The 18748-nt window shown below is 65.8% G+C and carries 14 protein-coding genes; 3 read left to right on the forward strand and 11 right to left on the reverse strand.

Translation table 11 applies throughout. The features are described 5' to 3' along the window. Positions 1 to 64 precede the first annotated feature (64 nt). The 3 genes from JJC00_RS26720 to JJC00_RS26730 all read left to right on the forward strand — a co-directional run bounded on the left by JJC00_RS26720 (position 65) and on the right by JJC00_RS26730 (position 7065). Positions 65 to 3226 carry an AIDA repeat-containing protein gene (locus tag JJC00_RS26720; protein ID WP_200468848.1) on the forward strand — a complete coding sequence of 1054 codons (3162 nt, stop codon included), beginning with the start codon at positions 65 to 67 and terminating at the stop codon, positions 3224 to 3226. Positions 3227 to 3530: 304 nt separating this feature from the next. Then, on the forward strand, positions 3531 to 5657 hold the full coding sequence (locus JJC00_RS26725) for a type I secretion system permease/ATPase (protein ID WP_246774292.1): 2127 nt from the start codon (positions 3531 to 3533) through the stop codon (positions 5655 to 5657). Next, complete coding sequence (locus JJC00_RS26730) at positions 5644 to 7065, forward strand: HlyD family type I secretion periplasmic adaptor subunit (RefSeq protein ID WP_200468850.1); 1422 nt, start codon at positions 5644 to 5646, stop codon at positions 7063 to 7065. The genes JJC00_RS26725 and JJC00_RS26730 overlap by 14 nt, the downstream gene beginning before the upstream one ends. Positions 7066 to 7095: 30 nt before the next feature. On the opposite strand, the gene JJC00_RS26735 is transcribed toward JJC00_RS26730, so the two are convergent. The 11 genes from JJC00_RS26735 to JJC00_RS26785 all read right to left on the reverse strand — a co-directional run bounded on the left by JJC00_RS26735 (position 7096) and on the right by JJC00_RS26785 (position 18533). Continuing rightward, a complete protein-coding gene (locus tag JJC00_RS26735) occupies positions 7096 to 7776 on the reverse strand; it encodes a response regulator transcription factor (RefSeq protein ID WP_200468851.1) in 681 nt (226 codons plus the stop codon). Positions 7777 to 8059: 283 nt separating this feature from the next. Then, a complete protein-coding gene (locus JJC00_RS26740; protein WP_200468852.1) occupies positions 8060 to 9640 on the reverse strand; it encodes a Do family serine endopeptidase in 1581 nt (526 codons plus the stop codon). A 203-nt stretch (positions 9641 to 9843) separates the two neighbouring features. Beyond that, the gene (locus tag JJC00_RS26745) at positions 9844 to 10326 is read right to left on the reverse strand and encodes a cytochrome c-type biogenesis protein (RefSeq protein ID WP_200468853.1); all 483 of its coding nucleotides are present in this window, start codon (positions 10324 to 10326) and stop codon (positions 9844 to 9846) included. Positions 10327 to 10330: 4 nt separating this feature from the next. After that, the gene (locus tag JJC00_RS26750; protein WP_200468854.1) at positions 10331 to 12313 is read right to left on the reverse strand and encodes a heme lyase CcmF/NrfE family subunit; all 1983 of its coding nucleotides are present in this window, start codon (positions 12311 to 12313) and stop codon (positions 10331 to 10333) included. After that, entirely contained in the window at positions 12310 to 12801 is a 492-nt protein-coding gene (ccmE, locus tag JJC00_RS26755) for a cytochrome c maturation protein CcmE (protein WP_200468855.1), read from the reverse strand. The genes JJC00_RS26750 and ccmE overlap by 4 nt, the downstream gene beginning before the upstream one ends. A 37-nt stretch (positions 12802 to 12838) precedes the next feature. Next, positions 12839 to 13954, reverse strand: coding sequence for a c-type cytochrome biogenesis protein CcmI (gene ccmI / locus JJC00_RS26760; protein WP_200468856.1), 1116 nt, complete (start codon positions 13952 to 13954; stop codon positions 12839 to 12841). A gap of 131 nt (positions 13955 to 14085) precedes the next feature. Beyond that, a complete protein-coding gene (locus JJC00_RS26765) occupies positions 14086 to 14355 on the reverse strand; it encodes a hypothetical protein (RefSeq protein ID WP_200468857.1) in 270 nt (89 codons plus the stop codon). 100 nt (positions 14356 to 14455) lie between these two features. Continuing rightward, positions 14456 to 15859, reverse strand: coding sequence for a hypothetical protein (locus JJC00_RS26770; protein ID WP_200468858.1), 1404 nt, complete (start codon positions 15857 to 15859; stop codon positions 14456 to 14458). A 148-nt stretch (positions 15860 to 16007) separates the two neighbouring features. Further along, complete coding sequence (locus JJC00_RS26775; RefSeq protein WP_200468859.1) at positions 16008 to 17384, reverse strand: sensor histidine kinase; 1377 nt, start codon at positions 17382 to 17384, stop codon at positions 16008 to 16010. 94 nt (positions 17385 to 17478) lie between these two features. Further along, a complete protein-coding gene (locus tag JJC00_RS26780; protein ID WP_011085905.1) occupies positions 17479 to 18153 on the reverse strand; it encodes a response regulator transcription factor in 675 nt (224 codons plus the stop codon). A 227-nt stretch (positions 18154 to 18380) separates the two neighbouring features. After that, positions 18381 to 18533 (reverse strand): hypothetical protein, encoded by a 153-nt coding sequence (locus JJC00_RS26785; protein WP_200468860.1) that lies wholly within the window; start codon positions 18531 to 18533, stop codon positions 18381 to 18383. Between the last annotated feature and the right edge of the window lie 215 nt (positions 18534 to 18748).

Genomic DNA, 18748 nt, shown 5'->3' on the forward strand with positions numbered 1-18748 from the left:
CCTCGCAACAGGCGGTCGCAGCGCCAGCCCTTCAGCGCTCCTTTAGCATCACTTGAGGTATGTTATGACCACCGTTGTAAAAATAGGTACCGAATTTCAGGTCAATAGCCAGACGGCTGGCAGCCAGTGGTATCCCTCCATTACCGGCCTGACCAATGGCGGCTTTGTCGTCACCTGGCAGGACGGCCTCGCCGGCTCCACCAGCGGCAGCAGCACGCTCGGCGATGCCAGCGGCTCGGCCGTCAAGGCCCAGCTCTATGCGGCGGACGGCAGCAAGGTCGGCGGCGAATTCCTGGTCAACACCCAGACCAACGGTTCGCAGGCCTCCCCGGTCGTGACCGGCCTCAGCAACGGCGGCTTCGTCGTCTCCTGGCAGGACCAGAACTCCACGAGCGGCGACATCAAGGCCCAGATCTACGGCGCGAACGGCGCCAAGGTCGGCGGCGAATTCCTGATCAACTCCGTCACCGCCAACAACCAGAATACCCCGGCCATCACCGGCCTGCCCAATGGCGGCTTCGTCGTCGCCTGGACCAACCAGGGCAGCGTCGCGCCCGACATCAAGGCCCAGGTCTATGACGCGAACGGCGCCAAGGTCGGCTCCGAATTCCTCGTCAACTCTGCCAGCGCCAACTTCGATCAGGAGCGCGCCTCGATCGCAACGCTCAGCAACGGCGACTTCGTCGTCACCTGGAACGATTTCCGCACCGGCAATTGGGAAGTCCGCGGCCAGGTGTTCCACCCGGGTGCGAGCGGCGCGACCAAGGTCGGCTCCGAATTCACCGTCGACACCGCCTATTACAACAGCCGCATGGTTGCCGGCGTGACCGGTCTTGCCAACGGCAATTTCGTCATCAGCTTCGAGGACACCAGCGGCGAAGTTCGCGCGCAGGTCTTCACGGCTGGCGGCAACAAGGTCGGCTCGGAATTCCAAGTCAACACCCAGACCGGCGGCAACCAGGGCTTTTCGAGCATCACCGCACTGACCGGCGGCGGCTTCGTCGTGACCTGGTCGGACGAAGGAACGGCCGACGGCAGCGGCTCCGGCATCAAGGCGCAGGTCTATGATGCCGCCGGCAACAAGATCGGCGGCGAGTACATCGTCAACTCGCAGACCAACAGCTATCAGTACTATCCGACCGTCTCGGCGCTCGCCAATGGCGGCTTCGTCATCAGCTGGCAGGACTTCAGCCAGATGCTTGGTGACAAGTCCTCCTACGGCATCACCGCGCAGGTCTTCAACCTGTTGAACGCCCCGACCGCGCCGACCATCGTGTCGGTCACCGATGACGTCTCGCCCAACAGCGGCGCGCTCGCCAACGGCGCCAGCACCAACGATACCGACCTGACGGTCCGGATCGCCACCGGCAGTAACTTCGCCGGCGACGTTGTGCAGTTGTTCGACGGCCAGACCGCGATCGGCTCGGCAGTCACGCTCTCGCTCGCCGACGTCGCGCGCGGCTACATCGACATCCAGACCGGCGTGCTCGGCAATGCGGCCCACGCCGTCACAGCGAAGGTCACCGATACGACCGGCGCCGTGAGCGATGCCGCCTCCGCAATCAACGTGACCGTCGACACGGTTGCCCCGGCCGTCGGCGTCACCGGCGTGACGCTCGACACTGCCAACCTGCCCACCTTCACGGTGAGCGGCACCACCGAAGCCGGCCTGCTGGTTTCGGTCTATGACGGTGCGACCCTGGTCGGCACCACCACGGCCGGCGCCAACGGCTCCTGGAGTCTCGCCGGCGTGACGCTGGTGGAAGGCGCCAACAACCTGACCGCCAAGACCACCGATGCAGCCGGCAACGCCGGCACCTCGACTGGCTTCGCGGCGCCGACGCTGGTCTCGACCGGCGCGGTTTCGGTCACAGCCGCATCGACGACCTCACAGGGCTATGTCGTGCTCGGCGACGGCACTCTCGATGTCGTCACCGGCGGCAACGTCTCCGGCCAGATCACGATCGGCAATGGCGGCGTCGTCGACGTCCTCAACGGCGCGACCACTGAGCATACCGACATCCTCAGCGGCGGCGTGCAGTACGACTACGGCACCGCGAACGACACCACCGTTCACGCGGGCGGCCAGCAGCACGTCTACTTCGGCGGCAGCGCCAACGGTTCGACGGTCGAGGCCGGCGGCTACCAGGACGTCTACTCGAACTCGACCATCAGAAACGTCAGCCTCAGCGGCAACCAGCAGGTGCTGGCGGGCGGAACGGCCATCGACACCACGGTCCATAGCGGCGGCTACCAATATGTCGGCGATGGCGGCACCAGCGCCGGCACGCTGGTCAAGACCGGCGGTTTCCAATACATCGATGCCGGTGGGTCGGCCAGCGACACCGTGATCGACGGCGGCTTCCAGTATGTCGACGGCACGGCGGCCGGCGGCTCGGTCGGTGGCGGCAACTCGCTGGGCGGCGGCGTCGCGACCGGTGTGACCGTCAAGAACGGCGGCGCGCAGCACGTCTATCACGGCGGCAGCGCGACCGGCACGATCGTTGCGGCTGGCGGCTTCCAGGATGTCTACCATGCCACCGTCTCCGGCACGAACCTCAGCGGCAATCAGCAGGTGCTGGATGGCGGCATCGCCGAGAACACCGTGATCGAGAACGGCGGCAATTCTTACATTGGCGCGGGCGGATCGGTGACGGCGACGACGGTCAACGGCGGCGGTCTGCTCTATGTCGACGCCGGCGGCTCGGCCGCGTCCACGACGATCAACGGCGGAGTCGGGTTCGTGATCGGAACGGCGTCCAACACGACGCTCAACAGCGGCGAATTCGATGTCGCAGGCACCGCCGACAATACCCACCTTGCGGGCGGGGTCGAGCATGTCTTCGCCGGAGGCGTCCAGAACGGCGTCGACTTCGCCGGCTCGGCTGCAACGTTGACGCTCGAAAGCGCTTCCGGCCTCACCGGCATCGTCACGAACTTCGAAGTCGGTGACACGATCGACCTGCTCAATATGTCGGTCTCCTCACTCGATTTCGACGGTTCGACCCTGACGCTCGTCACGAACTTGGGCACTGGTACCTATCAGTTCGCAGGCCTGCAGTCCGACACTCAGCTCAACGTGATCGACGACGGCCACGGCGGCACCGCGATCTCGCTGTCGCTGCTGGTGCAGCAGTCGGCGAGCATCGTTCCGGACGCCGGGGAGAGCAGCCTCGTGTCTTCGGACACGACGCAGCAGCAGCCCACGCTGGCCAGCCACGGCTGATCCGGCCAATACGATCTGCGCACCGGGCCCCGCCCCGGTGCGTCATGCGATCGCGGCGGGAGGTGAACTTGCCTCCCGCCGCCCCGCATCCAGCTGCAGAACGCCAAATTCCACTGTTATGTGAGCGTCTGACATAGTTATCAAACCGTAACATAGCCGCGTTAGCTATCAGCCGCCCTGCCGACCGGCGGGACACCTGTCCGTGAAATCGTCCGGACCCGATGACCGCGGATATTTGCATCCAATGAGCCCGAACGAGACCATTTCACGCGCCCCGGCCGCAAAGGAGCCGCCGGTGCAGGCCATGCCGAAGCCACCGGCCGACCCCGGCCTGACCGCGCTCGTCATGATGCTCCAATTCCTTGGGGTGCCCGCCGAGCCGGAGCAGCTCCGCCATCAGCTCGGCGTCACCGTGATCGGCACCACGGAGATGCTGCGCTGTACCAGGCAGTTCAACATCAAGGCGCGCGTGGTAAAGACGAGCTGGGACCGGCTCGACAAGACGCCGCTGCCGGCCATCGTGCCCTTGCGCGACGGCGGCTTCCTGATCCTGGGCAAGGCTGGCGACGGCAAGGCCATCGTGCAATATCCGGGCTCGCCGCGGCCGCAGATGCTGACCAAGGCGCAGTTCGAGGTGCTCTGGGACGGCCGCATCGTGCTGATGACCAAGCGCGCCGGCCTCGCCGATCTGTCGCGGCGCTTCGACATCACCTGGTTCATGGGCGCGGTCAACCGCTATCGCGGCCTGCTCGGCGAAGTGCTGCTCGCCTCGTTCTTCCTCCAGATCTTCGCGCTGGTGTCGCCGCTGTTCTTCCAGGTGGTGATCGACAAGGTGCTGGTGCATCGCAGCCTCGGCACGCTGGATGTGCTGGTCGCCGGCATCGTCGCGATCTCGATTTTCGAGGTCGTGCTCGGCGCGCTCCGCACCTACCTCTTCTCGCACACGACCAATCGCATCGATGTCGAGCTCGGCGCGCGGCTGTTCCACCATCTGCTGGCGCTGCCGCTGTCCTATTTCCAGGCGCGGCGGGTCGGCGACACGGTCGCGCGGGTGCGCGAGCTGGAGAACCTGCGCAACTTCATCACCGGCTCGGCGCTGACGCTGGTGATCGATCTGTTCTTCACCTTCGTCTTCCTCGGCCTGATGGCGTTCTACTCGCCGCTGCTGACCGCGATCGTGCTGGCGTCGTTCCCGCTCTACATCGTCATCTCGGCCGGCGCCACGCCGCTATTCCGCTACCGTCTCGACGAGAAGTTCAAGCGCGGTGCGGAGAACCAGTCGTTCCTTGTCGAGAGCGTCACCGGCGTCGAGACCTTGAAGGCGATGGCGGTCGAGCCACAGATGCAGAAGCGTTGGGAAGAGCAGCTTGCCGGCTACGTCGCCTCGAGCTTTCGCGTGGTCAATCTCGGCAATGTTGCAAGCCAGGCCGTTCAGTTCGTCAGCAAGGTCAACATGGCGATCTTGCTCTATTTCGGCGCCAAGCTGGTCATCGACGGTAACCTTACGGTCGGCGAGCTCGTCGCCTTCAACATGCTGTCGGGACGGGTCACTGCGCCGGTGCTGCGGCTCGCCCAGCTCTGGCAGGATTTCCACCAAGCGCGGCTGTCGGTCGAGCGGCTCGGCGACATCCTCAACACCGTGCCCGAGCCGAGCCATCGCCCGGGGCGCGCGGCGTTGCCTGCTATCCGTGGCGACATCACCTTCGAGCATGTCGGCTTCCGCTACCGCGTCGACGGACCGCAGATCCTGAACGACATCACTCTGAAGATTCCGGCCGGCCAGATCGTCGGCATCGTCGGCACCTCCGGCTCCGGCAAGAGCACGCTCGGAAAGCTGATCCAGCGGCTTTATCTCCCCGAGAGCGGCCGCGTGCTGGTCGACGGCAATGACCTTGCGGCGGTCGATCCGACCTGGCTGCGCCGGCAGGTCGGCGTCGTGCTCCAGGAGAACATGCTGTTCAACCGCTCGGTGCGCGACAACATTGCGCTGGCCGACCCCGCGCTGCCGATGGAGCGCGTCGTGGCCGCCGCAAAGCTCGCCGGCGCACACGACTTCATCCTCGAACTCCAGGACGGTTACGACACCGTCATCGGCGAGCGCGGCAGCACGCTGTCCGGCGGCCAGCGCCAGCGCATCGCGATCGCACGCGCGCTGACGACCAATCCGCGCGTTCTCATCTTCGACGAAGCAACGAGCGCGCTCGACTATGAAAGCGAGCGCATCATCCAGCACAACATGAGCGAGATCACGGCGGGCCGTACCGTGCTGATCATCGCCCACCGCCTGTCGACCGTACGCACCGCGGACCGCATCATCACCGTGGAGCGCGGCCGTATCGTCGAGGACGGTTCGCACGACCAGCTGATCCGCAGCGGCGGCCGCTACGCGACGCTGCATCGAGTCCAGGCAGGCATCCATGAAGTCGGCTAGTGCGCTCATGGCCTCGTTGCGCAGCCCGACGCGGACGCGTGACGAACTGGCGTTCCTCCCCGCGGCGATCGAGATCGTCGAGACCCCGCCTTCGCCGATCGGCCGCGCCATCTCGGCGTCGATCTCGGCGATGTTTCTGATCGCGCTGGTGTGGGCCAGCATCGGCACGGTCGACATCATCGCGACCGCGACCGGCAAGATCGTCCCCGACGGCCGCACCAAGGTGATCCAGCCGTTCGAGACCGCGGTCGTGCGCGCCATCCACGTGCAGGACGGTCAGCGCGTCAAGGCCGGCGACCTCCTGATCGAGCTCGATCCCACCATGAGCCAGGCCGAGCTCGGCCATCTCCAGAGCGATTTGCTCGCCAGCGAGCTCGACATCGCGCGCCTGCAAGCGGCGCTGGCCGGCGGCGATCCCGCCAAATTCATCGCGCCCGCGCGCGCGACCCCCGATCAGATCCGCACCGCAAAGCGTTTCCTGGCCTCGCAGGCCGCCGAGCAGGCGTCCAAGATCACCTCGCTCGAATGGCAGGGCACGCAGAAGAAAGCGGAGCGTTCGACCACCGAGGCCACGATCGGCAAGATCAGCGCTCTGATTCCCATCATGCAGCAGCGGGTCGATGTGCGAAAATATCTCGTCGACCGCGAGTTCGGCTCCAAACTGCAATACCTCACGGAAACGCAGGACCTGGTCGCGCAACAGCAGGAATTGCTGGTCCAGAAGAGCCACTATGTCGAGGCCGATGCCGCCGTTGGAGGCATCGAGGAGACGCTGCGGCGCACCGAGGCGGAATATCAGCGCGGCCTGTTCGACGAGCTTGCGAAAGCCGAGCAGAAGGCCGCGGGCCTGCGCCAGGACATCGTCAAGGCCGAGCAGCGCACCAGCCTGCTCCGCCTCGCCGCGCAGGAGGACGGCATAGTCCAGCAGCTCGCCGTGCACTCGGTCGGCGGCGTGGTGACACCGGCTCAGACGCTGATGGTCGTCGTGCCCACCAGCGGCGGCCTCGAGATCGAGGCGATAATCTCGAACCGCGACATCGGCTTCGTCACCCCGGGCGAGGACGCCGCGATCAAGGTCGACACCTTCAGCTTCACCCGCTACGGCTTGCGCCAGGGCAAGGTGCTCAGCGTCTCCCAGGACGCCATCGTCCGCCAGAAGCCGCCGGAAAAGCCCGGCGACACACCCGCCGGCACCGAGACATCATCCAGTGAACCCAAGGGCGAGGAGCTGGTCTACTCCGCCCGCGTCTCGCTGGACCGCGCCCAGATGGACATCGACGGCCGCACCGTCAACCTCGCGCCCGGCATGGCCGTAACCGTCGAGATCAAGACCGGCACAAGGAAGATCATCAGCTATCTAGTGTCGCCGCTGATCCGGTATGGGCAGGAGAGCTTGCGGGAGCGGTGAGACGGCCGCGAATAGGCCAACTTCAACGGTTTATCTGATCCCGTCACGGATCATGTACCCGGCGCCGCGGATCGTGTGCAGCAGCGGCCGCTCAAAACCCTTGTCGATCTTGGAGCGCAGCCGCGAAATGTGCACGTCGATCACGTTGGTCTGCGGATCAAAATGGTAGTCCCAGACGTTCTCCAGCAGCATGGTGCGCGTCACGACCTGGCCGGCATGCTTCATCAGATATTCGAGCAGGCGGAATTCGCGCGGCTGCAGCGTCAGCTCGTCCTTGCCGCGGGCGACCCGGTGCGAGAGCCGGTCGAGCTCGAGATCACCGACACGGTAGAGCGTATCCTCGGCCGGGCCGCCGCGGCGGCGCGACAGCACCTCGACGCGGGCGAGCAGCTCGGCGAAGGAATAGGGCTTTGGCAGATAGTCGTCGCCGCCGGCGCGCAGGCCCTTGATGCGATCGTCGACCTGCCCGAGCGCGGAAAGAATCAGCACCGGCGTCGAGTCGCCCTTGTCGCGCAGCGAGCCGATCAGCGCCAGCCCGTCGCGCTTGGGCAGCATGCGGTCGACCACCAGCACGTCGTAATCGCCGTTCTCGGCCATGGCGAGGCCCTCCTCGCCGTCACCGGCCAGGTCGGCAATGTGTCCGACCTCGCGAAACGCCTTCACGAGATAGTCGGCGGATTCGCGGTCGTCTTCGATGATGAGGAGGCGCATCGTGCGTTCGGCGGCGGTCAAGGAGGTCAACCTTCTCTAAACATGGCGCGAGCGGCAATCGCATGCAAGCCAAGCGGACGAGACTTGGGTAGACAAAAAGGCGGGCGGTGAAGCTGGGGGGACCTCACCGCCCTAGGCCTTCCGACGGAGGGGGGCGTAATTCCACCGGAAGGTAGGTGTGGGGAGCGAGCTTTGGGCTGCTCCCCGGAAGAGTGCCGGCGGCGGGGGCGACTGATGCCGGCGACACCCTTCATCTCGTAAGCCTCCTGAGGCTTAGCCCTTGTTAGCCTTTGGCGATGGGCACCGCGACGAAGCGCGACTGGCCGCCGCTCTTCACGCGCATCAGGACGCTGTTCTTGTTGTCGGTCCGCGCCGTGTTGATGGCGTCGCGGACATCGCCGGCGGTGCTCACGCTCTTGCCGCCGACTTCGAGAATCACGTCGCCTTCCTTGAAGCCGCGCTCGGCGGCTGCGCTCTTCGGATCGACTTCGGTGACCACGACGCCGTCCTTGCCGGCACCGGCCACGGAGTTGGCGGGCGCAACCGTCATGCCGAGCTTCGGCACGTCGGTGCCTTTGCTCGCGCTCTTGCCGCTGTCGTTATCGATGTCGGCCTTGGCCTCGACCGTGCTCGGCAGCTGGCCGAGGGTCAGGTTCACGACCTTGTCCTGGCCCTTGTGCAGCACGTTGAGCTTCACGGACGCGCCGGGCGCCATGCCGCCGATGGTGCGGGCGAGCTCGCGGGCGTCCTTGACGGATTCGCCGTTGACCGAGGTGATGACGTCGCCGGACTCGATGCCGGCCTTGGCCGCCGGACCATCCTTCTGCGGCTCCGCCACCAGCGCGCCTTCAGCCTTCTTCATGCCGAGGCTGTCGGCGATGTCTGACGTCACCGGCTGGATCTGTACGCCGATCCAGCCACGGCTGACCGAGCCCTTGTCCTTGAGCTGGGCGACCACACTCTTCACGGTGTTGGCGGGAATCGAGAACGCGATGCCGACGCTGCCGCCCGAGGGCGAGTAGATCGCGGTGTTGACGCCCATCACCTCGCCGTCGGTGTTGAAGGCCGGACCGCCGGAATTGCCCTTGTTCACGGGCGCGTCGATCTGGATGAAATCGTCATACGGACCGTTGCCGATGTCGCGGCCGCTGGCCGAGACGATGCCCGCGGTCACGGTGCCGCCGAGGCCGAAGGGGTTGCCGACCGCCAGCACCCAGTCGCCGATCCGCGGCTTGCCGTCGGCAAGCTTGGCGAACGAGAAGTTCGAGCCGCCCTCGACCTTGATCAGAGCAAGGTCGGTGCGCTGGTCGGTGCCGATCACCTTGGCGGTGTAGGTCTTGCCGTCGTCGGTGGTGACCTCGACCTTGTCGGCGCCGTCGACCACGTGGTTGTTGGTCACGGCAAAGCCGTCAGCCGAGATGAAGAAGCCGGAGCCCTGGCCTTGGACGACGCGGCCACGACCACCACCCTTCAGGCCCGGAATACCATCCGGACCGCCGAAACGGCGGAAGAAGCGCTCCATCGGCGAGCCCGGCTGGAACGGCGAGGCGGAATCATCGCCATCGTCGTTGCTCGCGGTCTTCTCCTTGATGTTGACCTTCACCGAGATCACCGAGGGCTTCACGCGCTCGACGATGTCGGCGAAGCCGATCGGACGTTCGACCTTCTTGACCTCGTTGTTGACCTGCGCATGCGCCGGGCTGGAGAACAGGTCGACGGGCGACGTCGACGGGCTGAATCCATGGACAGCGATACCGAGACCGGCGACGACCGAGGCCATCAGCGCGACTCTGCGGGCAGAAAATACGGAACGGCGGGGCTGCCGGTAGGACGGAAGGTTCGTGAGGTCGGGACGATCGGTCATGCAGGTCTCCAGGGCCTTGAAATCCATTTGGTGCCAGATGGCGGCACCTTGCGGACCTGAACATGGGGACTTGCGCCTTACCGCGCGCTGGATGCGGGGTTAAACTTTTGTAATGAAGGACGGTCCGCGATGCGGCAGTTTATCGCAGGCCGAAAGTCGCGGTGTTACAGGAACTTAACAGGGTTCCGGCGACAGGCGCGGCGCTAGCGAGATGTCGCATCGTCTGACATCAAGGCGGCAAGCCGCGCCTCTTCCTCGGGCGTCAGCGGCGGCGCTGTGACGTCTGTACCATTCTGCGCGCGACGCCTCGTTTGCCGCCACAGCGCAAAGCCACCGCCGGCCAGCAGCAGTGGGGCGAGCAGCCACAACAGCATGGTCTGCCGTTCGAAGCGCGGCTTCAGCAGCACGAACTCGCCGTAACGGGCGACCAGGAAGTCGAGCACCTGAGAGTTGCTGTCGCCGGCCGCGATCCGCTCGCGCACCAGGAGTCTCAGGTCGCGCGCCAGCGGCGCATCGGAATCGTCGATCGACTGGTTCTGGCAGACCATGCAGCGCAGCTCGCGCGACAAGTCGCGCGCGCGCGCCTCCTTCGCGGGATCCGACATGATCTCGTCGGGCTGCACGGCATGCACCGCGGGCGTAGCCAGCAGCATGAGCGCGACGATCGCGGACATCATCCGGCGCATCGGATCACTCCGCCGGTTGCAGGCGCTGCTTGGCCCGCGCCGGCTTCGGCGCTCCGACCCGCAGGCGCCGGTCAGACAGCGACAGCACACCGCCGAACGCCATCAGCACGGGCCCCCACCAGATCATGAGCACCAACGGCTTGTGATAGATGCGCACGGCGATCGCGCCCCCGGCGGTGACATCACCGAGCGAGATGTAGAGCTGGCTCGCGCCGCGGGTCAGCAGCGCAGCCTCGGTGGTCGAGGAGCCGCGCGTGGTAAAACTGCGTTTCGACGGCGTCATGACGCTGAGCGCTTCGCCGTTTCGACTGACGTTGAACTGGGCCATCATCTCGCGGTAGTTCGGCCCCTGCCGCTCGAGCAGACCGTCGAGCTTCAGGTCATATCCGGCGACCTGCGCAACGTCGTTCGGCTTCATGGTCGCGATATACTCGCTGTTCCAGGTGGTTTCGCAGACGATCCCGATCAGCGCGACGCCGAGACCGGCATGTGCAAACGCGGTACCCCAGGCCGAGCGCGGCAAGCCCCGGGCGCGGTGCAACGTCGTCGTGAACGGCAGGCGAAACAGGCCGGTTCGTTCGGCCATATCGGTCAGGGCACCGGCGATGACGAAGACGCCAAGCCCGATGGCCAACGGCGCCAGCGCGCTGCCGCCACGCGTCCAGGCCCAGACAATGGCAATCACCACAAGACCGGCCACGCCGGCCGCAAGCAGCCGCTGAGTGACGCCGAGCAGATCGCCGCGTTTCCACGCCAGCATCGGCCCGAACGGCACCGCGAGCAGCAGCAGCGCGAACAGCGGCACGAAGGTGAGATTGTAGAACGGCGGGCCCACCGACATCTTGAAGTCGGCGAGCACTTCCATCGCCAGCGGATAAAGCGTTCCGAACAGCACGACCGCGCAGGCCACCGTCAGCAGCAAATTGTTCAGCACCAGCGCGCCTTCGCGCGAGATCGGCGCGAACAGGCCACCCTGCTTCAACGAGGTCGCGCGTCCCGCGAACAGCGACAGGCTGCCGCCGATGAACAGGCAGAGGATCAAGAGGATGAAGACGCCGCGGGTCGGATCATTGGCGAAAGCGTGCACGGAGGTGATGACGCCCGAGCGCACCAGGAAGGTACCGAGCAGCGACAGCGAGAAGGTCAGGATCGAAAGAAGGATGGTCCAGACCTTCAGCGCGTTGCGCTTCTCCATCACCAGCGCCGAGTGCAGCAGCGCCGTACCGGCGAGCCACGGCATCAGCGAGGCGTTCTCGACCGGATCCCAGAACCACCAGCCGCCCCAGCCGAGCTCGTAATAGGCCCAGTAGGAGCCCATCGCGATGCCGAGCGTCAGGAAGATCCAGGCGACCAGCGTCCACGGCCGCACCCAGCGCGCCCAGGCCGCATCGATCCGCCCCTCCAGCAGCGCCGCGATGGCGAAGGAGAACGAGATCGAGAAGCCGACATAGCCGAGATAGAGCATCGGCGGATGCACGGCGAGACCGATGTCCTGGAGCACCGGGTTGAGATCGCGCCCCTCGATCGGCGGATTGACGATGCGCAGGAACGGATTCGAGGTGATCAGGATGAAGAGATAGAAGGCGCTGGCGATCCAGGCCTGGACCGCAAGCACATGCGCGCGCAGCGACAGCGGCAGATTGTTGCCGAAGGCCGCGACCAGCCCGCCGAACAGGGCCAGGATCGACACCCACAGCAGCATCGAGCCTTCATGGTTTCCCCACACCCCCGTGATCTTGTAGATCAACGGCTTCATGGAGTGGGAATTCTCGTAGACATTGGCGACGGAGAAATCCGAGTTCACGTGCAACGTCACGAGCGCGATGAACGACGCGCCGACGAACAGGAGCTGCGCCAGCGCGGTGGAGCGCGCCACGTTCATCAGCGCCGGATCGCGCAAGCGTGCGCCGATCAACGGCACGAAGGACTGGATCAGCGCCAGCGCGAGCGCCAGCACCAGTGCGTAATGTCCGGCTTCCGCGATCACCGCACCGCTCCCTGCGAGTTGCCCTGCGCGGTCGCTGCCGCCGGCTTGGCATTGTAATCGTCCTTCCAATGCCCCTGCTTCTTCAGGGCATCGGCAACGTCCTTGGGCATGTAGGTCTCGTCATGCTTGGCCAGCACGGTGTCGGCTTTGAACACGCCGTTGGCATCAAGCGCGCCTTCGGCAACGACGCCCTGCCCTTCACGGAAGAGATCGGGCAGGATGCCCTTGTAGGCGACTGGCAGCTTGGCACCGCCGTCGGCCACTTCAAACGTCACCGCGAGATTGTCGCCGCGCTGGAGCGAGCCCGGCTGCACCAGGCCGCCAAGGCGAAAACGCTTGCCGGGCTGGACATGCTTCTCGGCCACCATGGTCGGCGTCGAGAAGAACACGATGGAGTCGCGCAAGGCGTTGAGCACCAGCGCGGCTGCGAGCGCGAGCACGGCAAGCGAGCCGCCGATGATGGTCATACGTCGCTGCTTGCGCGTCATGGCGTATCCATTCTCCGCTCGTCTCGTGCTGCGACAGTCATCCGTCGAGTCCGAGAGTCTTGAGGCCTTCGTTGAGCTGGCGCAACCGCTCGGAATCCTTGGCGACCGCCTGGCGGGCGTCGGCCGAGGCGCCCAGCGCCTTGCCGCGATCGCCCATCACCAGATAGGCGCGCACCAGGCGCAGCCACCCCTCGACATCGTCGCCGTTCTGCTTGAGGCGCGTGGCGAGACGTTCGACCATGCTGCGGATCATCGCGTTGCGATCGCCGTCGTTCATCTCCTTGGATGCTGCAATCGTCTCGTCGGACAGCGCCGGCATCGTCACGCCGCCACCGCCGACCCGCGCGAGCGAGGTCTGCACCAGAGGCCGCCACGGCGCATCCGCCGGTGCTTTCGCCAGCAACGCGCGCCAGATATTGGCCGCGTCATCCTTGCGACCGTCCTGCTCGGCAGCGAGCCCGAGGAAGTAGTTCGCCTTGGGATCGTCGGCGTTGAGCGCATGCGCGCGCTCGAACTCGGTCTTGGCTTCCGCCGTCACCACGCCGCTGGCAGCGGCCGCAATCGCTTCGCCGAGATCGGAGCGGCGCTCCGCGCTCTCGCCGTTATAGGTGATCGAATTGCGATAAGCGCGCACGGCCTCGTCGAAGCGGCCAAGCCGCTCCAGCACCGGTGCAAGCACGTTCCAGCCGCGGCCGTCGGCCGGATTTTTCTCCAGATGTTGCTGGACCTGCACGACGAGGTTCTCGAGCGACTGCGCCATGCCGGACCCGGTTCCTCGCTCCCGCTGCGCCAGCGGGAAGTCGCGAAGCGCGGGCGAGCCGAGCGGAACGTAGATCGCGGCCGCCATCAGAGGCAGGCCGACCAGCGCCAGCACGGCGGCCGCGCGGCGCCATCCCACACTGGATGTCGGCACGAGCGCAGACTCGCTGCCGGCGGCGGCGAGCAGCCTGCGGCTGATCTCGACACGCGCCGCCTCGGCTTCAGGTAGCGCGATCAGTCCTGCCGCGAGATCACGCTCGATCTCGGCCAGCTGATCCTTGTAGACCGCGACCTCGCTGCCTTGATTGTCAGGACGCGCGCCACGGCCGAGCGGCCAGAGCACGGCGAATATCGCCGCGACCGTCATCAGCGCGAACACGAACCATAGCGTCATCTGGCAAGCTTCCGGCAGCGCGCGAGCCGCGCCTGTAGGTGGCTTTACACCACGGCCGGACGATGCGGCAATTGACAATTGTCAATTTGGCGCGAGCGCACATAGTCCCGAAATGGTGAAAATCCAACGGCTTAGCTGATCTCGAAGTCCGTGCTTTGAGCGGCGTCCTCGCCGTGCCCGTTGAACGCCTTCAGGAAGTATGTTCCCGGCTTGATTGCCTCAGGCAATCTGATCCGCAACGCCCCGACGGGAACGGGCGATGCAACCCTGGTGACGGTCTCAGGCAGTTGCCGACCGCTTGCCTTCTCGACCAGCACCATCTTCGCGCCGACCATCAGCCTTTGATATTTGGCAACAATGACGCGGTTTTCAATTTCGATGGAGCTGATAACGGGTTTCATGCGCCCACAGATAGAAATTCCAGAAGCTTGCACGGGGACCGTAGGGCCCACAACCGGCACCGTCAACCACAAATTGTGATCACGAAAACATGCGCTTGAATCAGCTTGCGCGGGTCGATTTGCGCTCGCCCGTTGCCGCGTTCTCCGCGGCGCGGCTCATCAGCGAGGCGTAGTCCTCGCCGAACAGCACCTGACAGAAGCGGATCGCGGCCTGCACCTGCTGCTGCCGGTAGGTACGGACCTTGTGATCGGCGGCGCGCAGCGACTGCACCAGTTGCTCGGTCGACCGTTCCACATATTGCTGCAGGTCGGAATAGGTGCGCAGCGTCACCTCGTTGATCGCAAGCTCGCTAGCGTAGTTGCGGCAGGTTGCGACGAAATCGATCAGCGCCGCGGTTTCCTCGACCTCGGTGCTGTCGATCCGCGCGCCCGGCGGAATGTCCTTCTCGGGGCGCTGGCGCAGAATGCGGCGGACGCGGCCGGGAACGCTGTCGATCTCGGACTGCAGCGCATTGGAGATGTCGGCCCGGATCGAGGTTAGCTGCTTGCCCCAAGCGGAATCGTTGCGCAGGTCGAGCTCGGTGCGCAGGCCGCGGACGCCGTCATGCAGCGCTTTCAGATTGTCGGCGACGGTCTCGAAATGGCCGCGCTTGATGTCCATGCGCAAATTGGCGGCAACGCGGGACAGATCGTGCAGGGCCATCGTGACGGCCACGCCATAAGGCGTTGCCGCGACGCGGATCTCGTCGTCGGACGCGGCGATCTTGATGGCGAGGCGAATGATCTGCCACGGTGCGGTCATGCGCTGGGCCACCACCGACAGCGCAAATGGCAGCATTTGTGGGGTCTGGAGCACGGGAATGTTGAGCGCAGCGGTCACCGAGGCGATCTGGGGATCGCCGAATGTGCGCAGGAAGCGCGGCAGCTTCTCATTGAGCGCGCCGATGGCATCGCGAACGGCGAGCACCGCGCCGATCGAATAGAGGTCCTCGATCACGCTGGGCGGACCGACGCGGGCGAGCGCGCGCGACTTGTCGCCACCGCCCGGCCCCGTCAGCTCGAAGATCGCGTCCGCAGCCGCGGCCTGAAGCTTGAGCGCCAGCGCCTCGACCTGCCCCGCACTGTCTGACGCCGGCATGCGTGCCAGCGCCGCCTCGAATTCCGCCAGCTTGTCCGGGGCGCCGTCGCGGCCGAGCCATTGCCAGATCGGATGTAGCGAGGAACGGCGGATCTGGCCGACCCGGGTCGGGGTGCCGGCCTCCACAAGAAACGGTTCCAGCACCTGGAACAGCAACCGCGACAGATCGTCGGTGCGCGGCGGCGGGACTTCCTCGGCCTCGGTCTTGCGCACGATCCTGCGCAGCTGCTCGAGCACGAGAGTCGCCACCGCGGTGTCCTGGCCGCGCTCGAGCGCACGCTCGAACTCCCGCATCAGCAGCGCCTGCGCCTGCGGCGGGAGCTGCGCGAGATATTCCCTCAGCCGCTCGATCGATGTCTGGCTCATGCGCCCGGGTAATACAGGGTAAAATGGCGGACAAAGGATGCGTCCTGCACGATCATAGGTGGGTGCGCCTTAAGAAGCCGTTGAGGAAGTCGCTCCGAATACCGCCGGTTTGGCCCGAAATCCCAAATAATCGTTTGGGATCAGAGGATTATATTCCCGGCAGCACCAGCTCAGCCCGCAGGCCCCCGATCGGCGCGCTGCCGAGCGACAGGCTGCCGCCATAGAGCGCGGCGAGATCGGTCACGATCGACAGCCCGAGCCCGGAGCCCGGCTTGGACTCGTCGAGCCGCTGGCCGCGCCGGGAGACCTGGGCGCGCTCAGCTTCCGAGAGGCCGCGCCCGTCGTCATCGACGATGAGCCGCAACCTGGGGCCTGAGCCGGCCTGGGTCGGTGCCTCCACCAACACCTCGATGAAGACGCGCGAGGCCGCCCATTTGCAGGCATTGTCGACGAGATTGCCGACCATCTCCTCCAGATCCTGCCGCTCGCCGCGGAATATCGCCGACGGATCGGCCTTGGCCTCGATGGCAATGCCGCGGCCGCGGTGGATCTTCTCCATCGTCCGCCGCAACCCTTCGATGGCGGGGGCAACCTCCGTCACGGTGCCGACGATCGAGACGCGGGCCGCGATGCGGGCGCGCTCCAGATGATGGGCGAGCTGGTTGCGCATCACGTCCGCCTGCTCCATCACCTTGGCCGAGAACGGATCGGCGGCGTGCGAACCGGCCTCGTTGACGATCACCGATAGCGGCGTCTTGATCGCATGGGCGAGATTGCCGACATGGGTTCGCGCGCGCTCGACGATCTCGCGATTGGCGTCGATCAGCGCGTTGGTCTCGCGCGCGAGCGGTGCGATTTCGACCGGGAATTCGCCCTCAAGCCGCTCCGCCCGCCCGGAGCGGATGTCGGCGATGGATTCCGAGATGCGCTTGAGCGGCGCGAGGCCGAAGCGGACCTGGAACACGGTCGTCAGCAGCAGCACGACGCCGAGCGCGGTGAAGGTGCCGCCGAGATAGTAGTCGAAGCTCCGCGTCTCGTCGAAGATCTCGGTGTCGTCGCCGGCGACGCTGACCAGATATTTGCCGTCGGCGCCGAGATCGACGGGACGCTCGACCATGCGCAAATTCTGCCCTTCCGGCCCGTCGACATAAGCGAGGCGAATGCCGGCCGCGGTGAGCTCGGTGCCCTGCTCTTCCAGCTTCGGCAGCTTCTTGTCCCAGAGCGAGCGCGAGGACCGTACCTCCGGCTTCTCGGTGTCGGTGCGGGTGATCTGCCAGTACCAGCCGGACAGCGGCAGCTCGAACAAGGGCTCGCCGAGCGACTGGAACTGGCGGTCCGGCGGCTCGTCCGGGGTGGCGACCTCGGCGATCAGGGTACGGAGATAGAGGTTGAGCCGGCGGTCGAAGGCACGCTCGGTGGCGTTCTTGTAGACCGACGACAGCACGACGCCGGTGATGGCCAGGATCACCACGAGCCAGGCGGTCGCCGACAGGAACAGGCGGTTGGCAAGCGAGCTGGCGGGCATCGGAATGATCCCGGAGGCGCGAGATGGCGGCATGGCGTCGGCGGTCATGACCGGACCAAGGCCCGTGCCGGCGCGCCCGTCAAGCCCCGCCCCCTTAGGCGCCCGGTGCCGGCGGCGGGGTCAGGAGGTAGCCGAGACCACGGACGGTCTGGATGATGTCGACGTCGAGCTTCTTGCGGATGCGGCCGACGAAGACCTCGATCGTGTTGGAGTCGCGGTCGAAGTCCTGGTCGTAGAGATGCTCGACCAGCTCGGTACGCGACACGACGCGCCCCGAATGGTGCATCAGGTAGGCCAGAAGCCGATATTCGTGCGAGGTCATCTTGACCGGATTGCCGGAGACGCTGACCCGGCCGGTGCGGGTGTCGAGCGTGACCGGACCGCAGCTGAGTTCGCTCTGGGCATGGCCGGTGGAGCGGCGCAGCAGCGCACGGATCCGCGCCAGCACCTCCTCCAGATGAAACGGCTTTGCGACGTAGTCGTCGGCGCCGGCATCGAAGCCCTGGACCTTGTCGCTCCAGCGGTCGCGCGCGGTGAGGATCAAGACCGGCATGGTGCGGCCGTTGCGGCGCCAGGCCTCCAGCACCGAGATGCCGTCCTTCTTCGGCAGGCCGATATCGAGCACCACGGCGTCATACGGCTCGTTGTCGCCGAGATAGTGCCCCTCCTCTCCGTCGAAGGCGCGATCGACGACATAGCCGGCGTCCGTCAGCGCCTTGGTGAGCTGACGATTGAGATCGGGGTCGTCCTCAACAACGAGCAGGCGCACGCTTCTCTCCAGAAATAGGCCGCATGAACACCGCAACAGATGAACAATTCCGGCGTGAACTGAGTATGAACGCCGGGAACCGGCCGCGTTACTTTTTGGTCATAATGTGTTCGCGCCTGACGCGACTGCGCCCGCCCAGGCCACTGGACGAGGCCTGTGGCATGGCGGGCGCAATGTGCCCCGTTATGCGGTGAGTCGGAAGGTCCGCCCTTCCTGTCAGCCTGCCGTCAGGTCCGGAAGAACACGAACCAGACGACGGCAAGAATCAGGATCGCAAGCCCGGTCGAGATGGCGAGCAGCGCCGCCACCGACGGGCCAGGTTCGCCCTGGCGTGCCTCGGTCGCAGTTTCGACGATCTGATGGTCCTCGCGCGTTGCCATGGTGACCTCAATCTCTGGATGTCGCCTCCGATGACCGCGACGCCATCACGGCCCTGTGTCTGGAGCCAACGCCCGATCCGATTTGATGTTCCGGCGCTTTGCCACCGGATCGGGCCGAACCGCACGGTCAGCGACTGGTTAACGCAGTTGCAAGAATCCGCACTGAGCCGTGTATGATTCGCAGTTCCCCGATGGTATCCTCATAAGTCTGTCCC

It is taken from the genome of Bradyrhizobium diazoefficiens, from assembly GCF_016616885.1.
Lineage (GTDB): Bacteria > Pseudomonadota > Alphaproteobacteria > Rhizobiales > Xanthobacteraceae > Bradyrhizobium > Bradyrhizobium diazoefficiens_F.

Bases quoted from the DNA above. Each gene is read 5' to 3' on its own strand.
- JJC00_RS26770 (WP_200468858.1), bottom strand. From the start codon at position 15,859: ATGAGCCAGACATCGATCGAGCGGCTGAGGGAATATCTCGCGCAGCTC.
- JJC00_RS26730 (WP_200468850.1), top strand. From the start codon at position 5,644: ATGAAGTCGGCTAGTGCGCTCATGGCCTCGTTGCGCAGCCCGACGCGG.
- JJC00_RS26740 (WP_200468852.1), bottom strand. From the start codon at position 9,640: ATGACCGATCGTCCCGACCTCACGAACCTTCCGTCCTACCGGCAGCCC.
- JJC00_RS26725 (WP_246774292.1), top strand. From the start codon at position 3,531: ATGCCGAAGCCACCGGCCGACCCCGGCCTGACCGCGCTCGTCATGATG.
- ccmI (WP_200468856.1), bottom strand. From the start codon at position 13,954: ATGACGCTATGGTTCGTGTTCGCGCTGATGACGGTCGCGGCGATATTC.
- JJC00_RS26785 (WP_200468860.1), bottom strand. From the start codon at position 18,533: ATGGCAACGCGCGAGGACCATCAGATCGTCGAAACTGCGACCGAGGCA.
- JJC00_RS26775 (WP_200468859.1), bottom strand. From the start codon at position 17,384: ATGCCCGCCAGCTCGCTTGCCAACCGCCTGTTCCTGTCGGCGACCGCC.
- JJC00_RS26720 (WP_200468848.1), top strand. From the start codon at position 65: ATGACCACCGTTGTAAAAATAGGTACCGAATTTCAGGTCAATAGCCAG.
- JJC00_RS26745 (WP_200468853.1), bottom strand. From the start codon at position 10,326: ATGCGCCGGATGATGTCCGCGATCGTCGCGCTCATGCTGCTGGCTACG.
- JJC00_RS26765 (WP_200468857.1), bottom strand. From the start codon at position 14,355: ATGAAACCCGTTATCAGCTCCATCGAAATTGAAAACCGCGTCATTGTT.
- JJC00_RS26735 (WP_200468851.1), bottom strand. From the start codon at position 7,776: ATGCGCCTCCTCATCATCGAAGACGACCGCGAATCCGCCGACTATCTC.
- ccmE (WP_200468855.1), bottom strand. From the start codon at position 12,801: ATGACGCGCAAGCAGCGACGTATGACCATCATCGGCGGCTCGCTTGCC.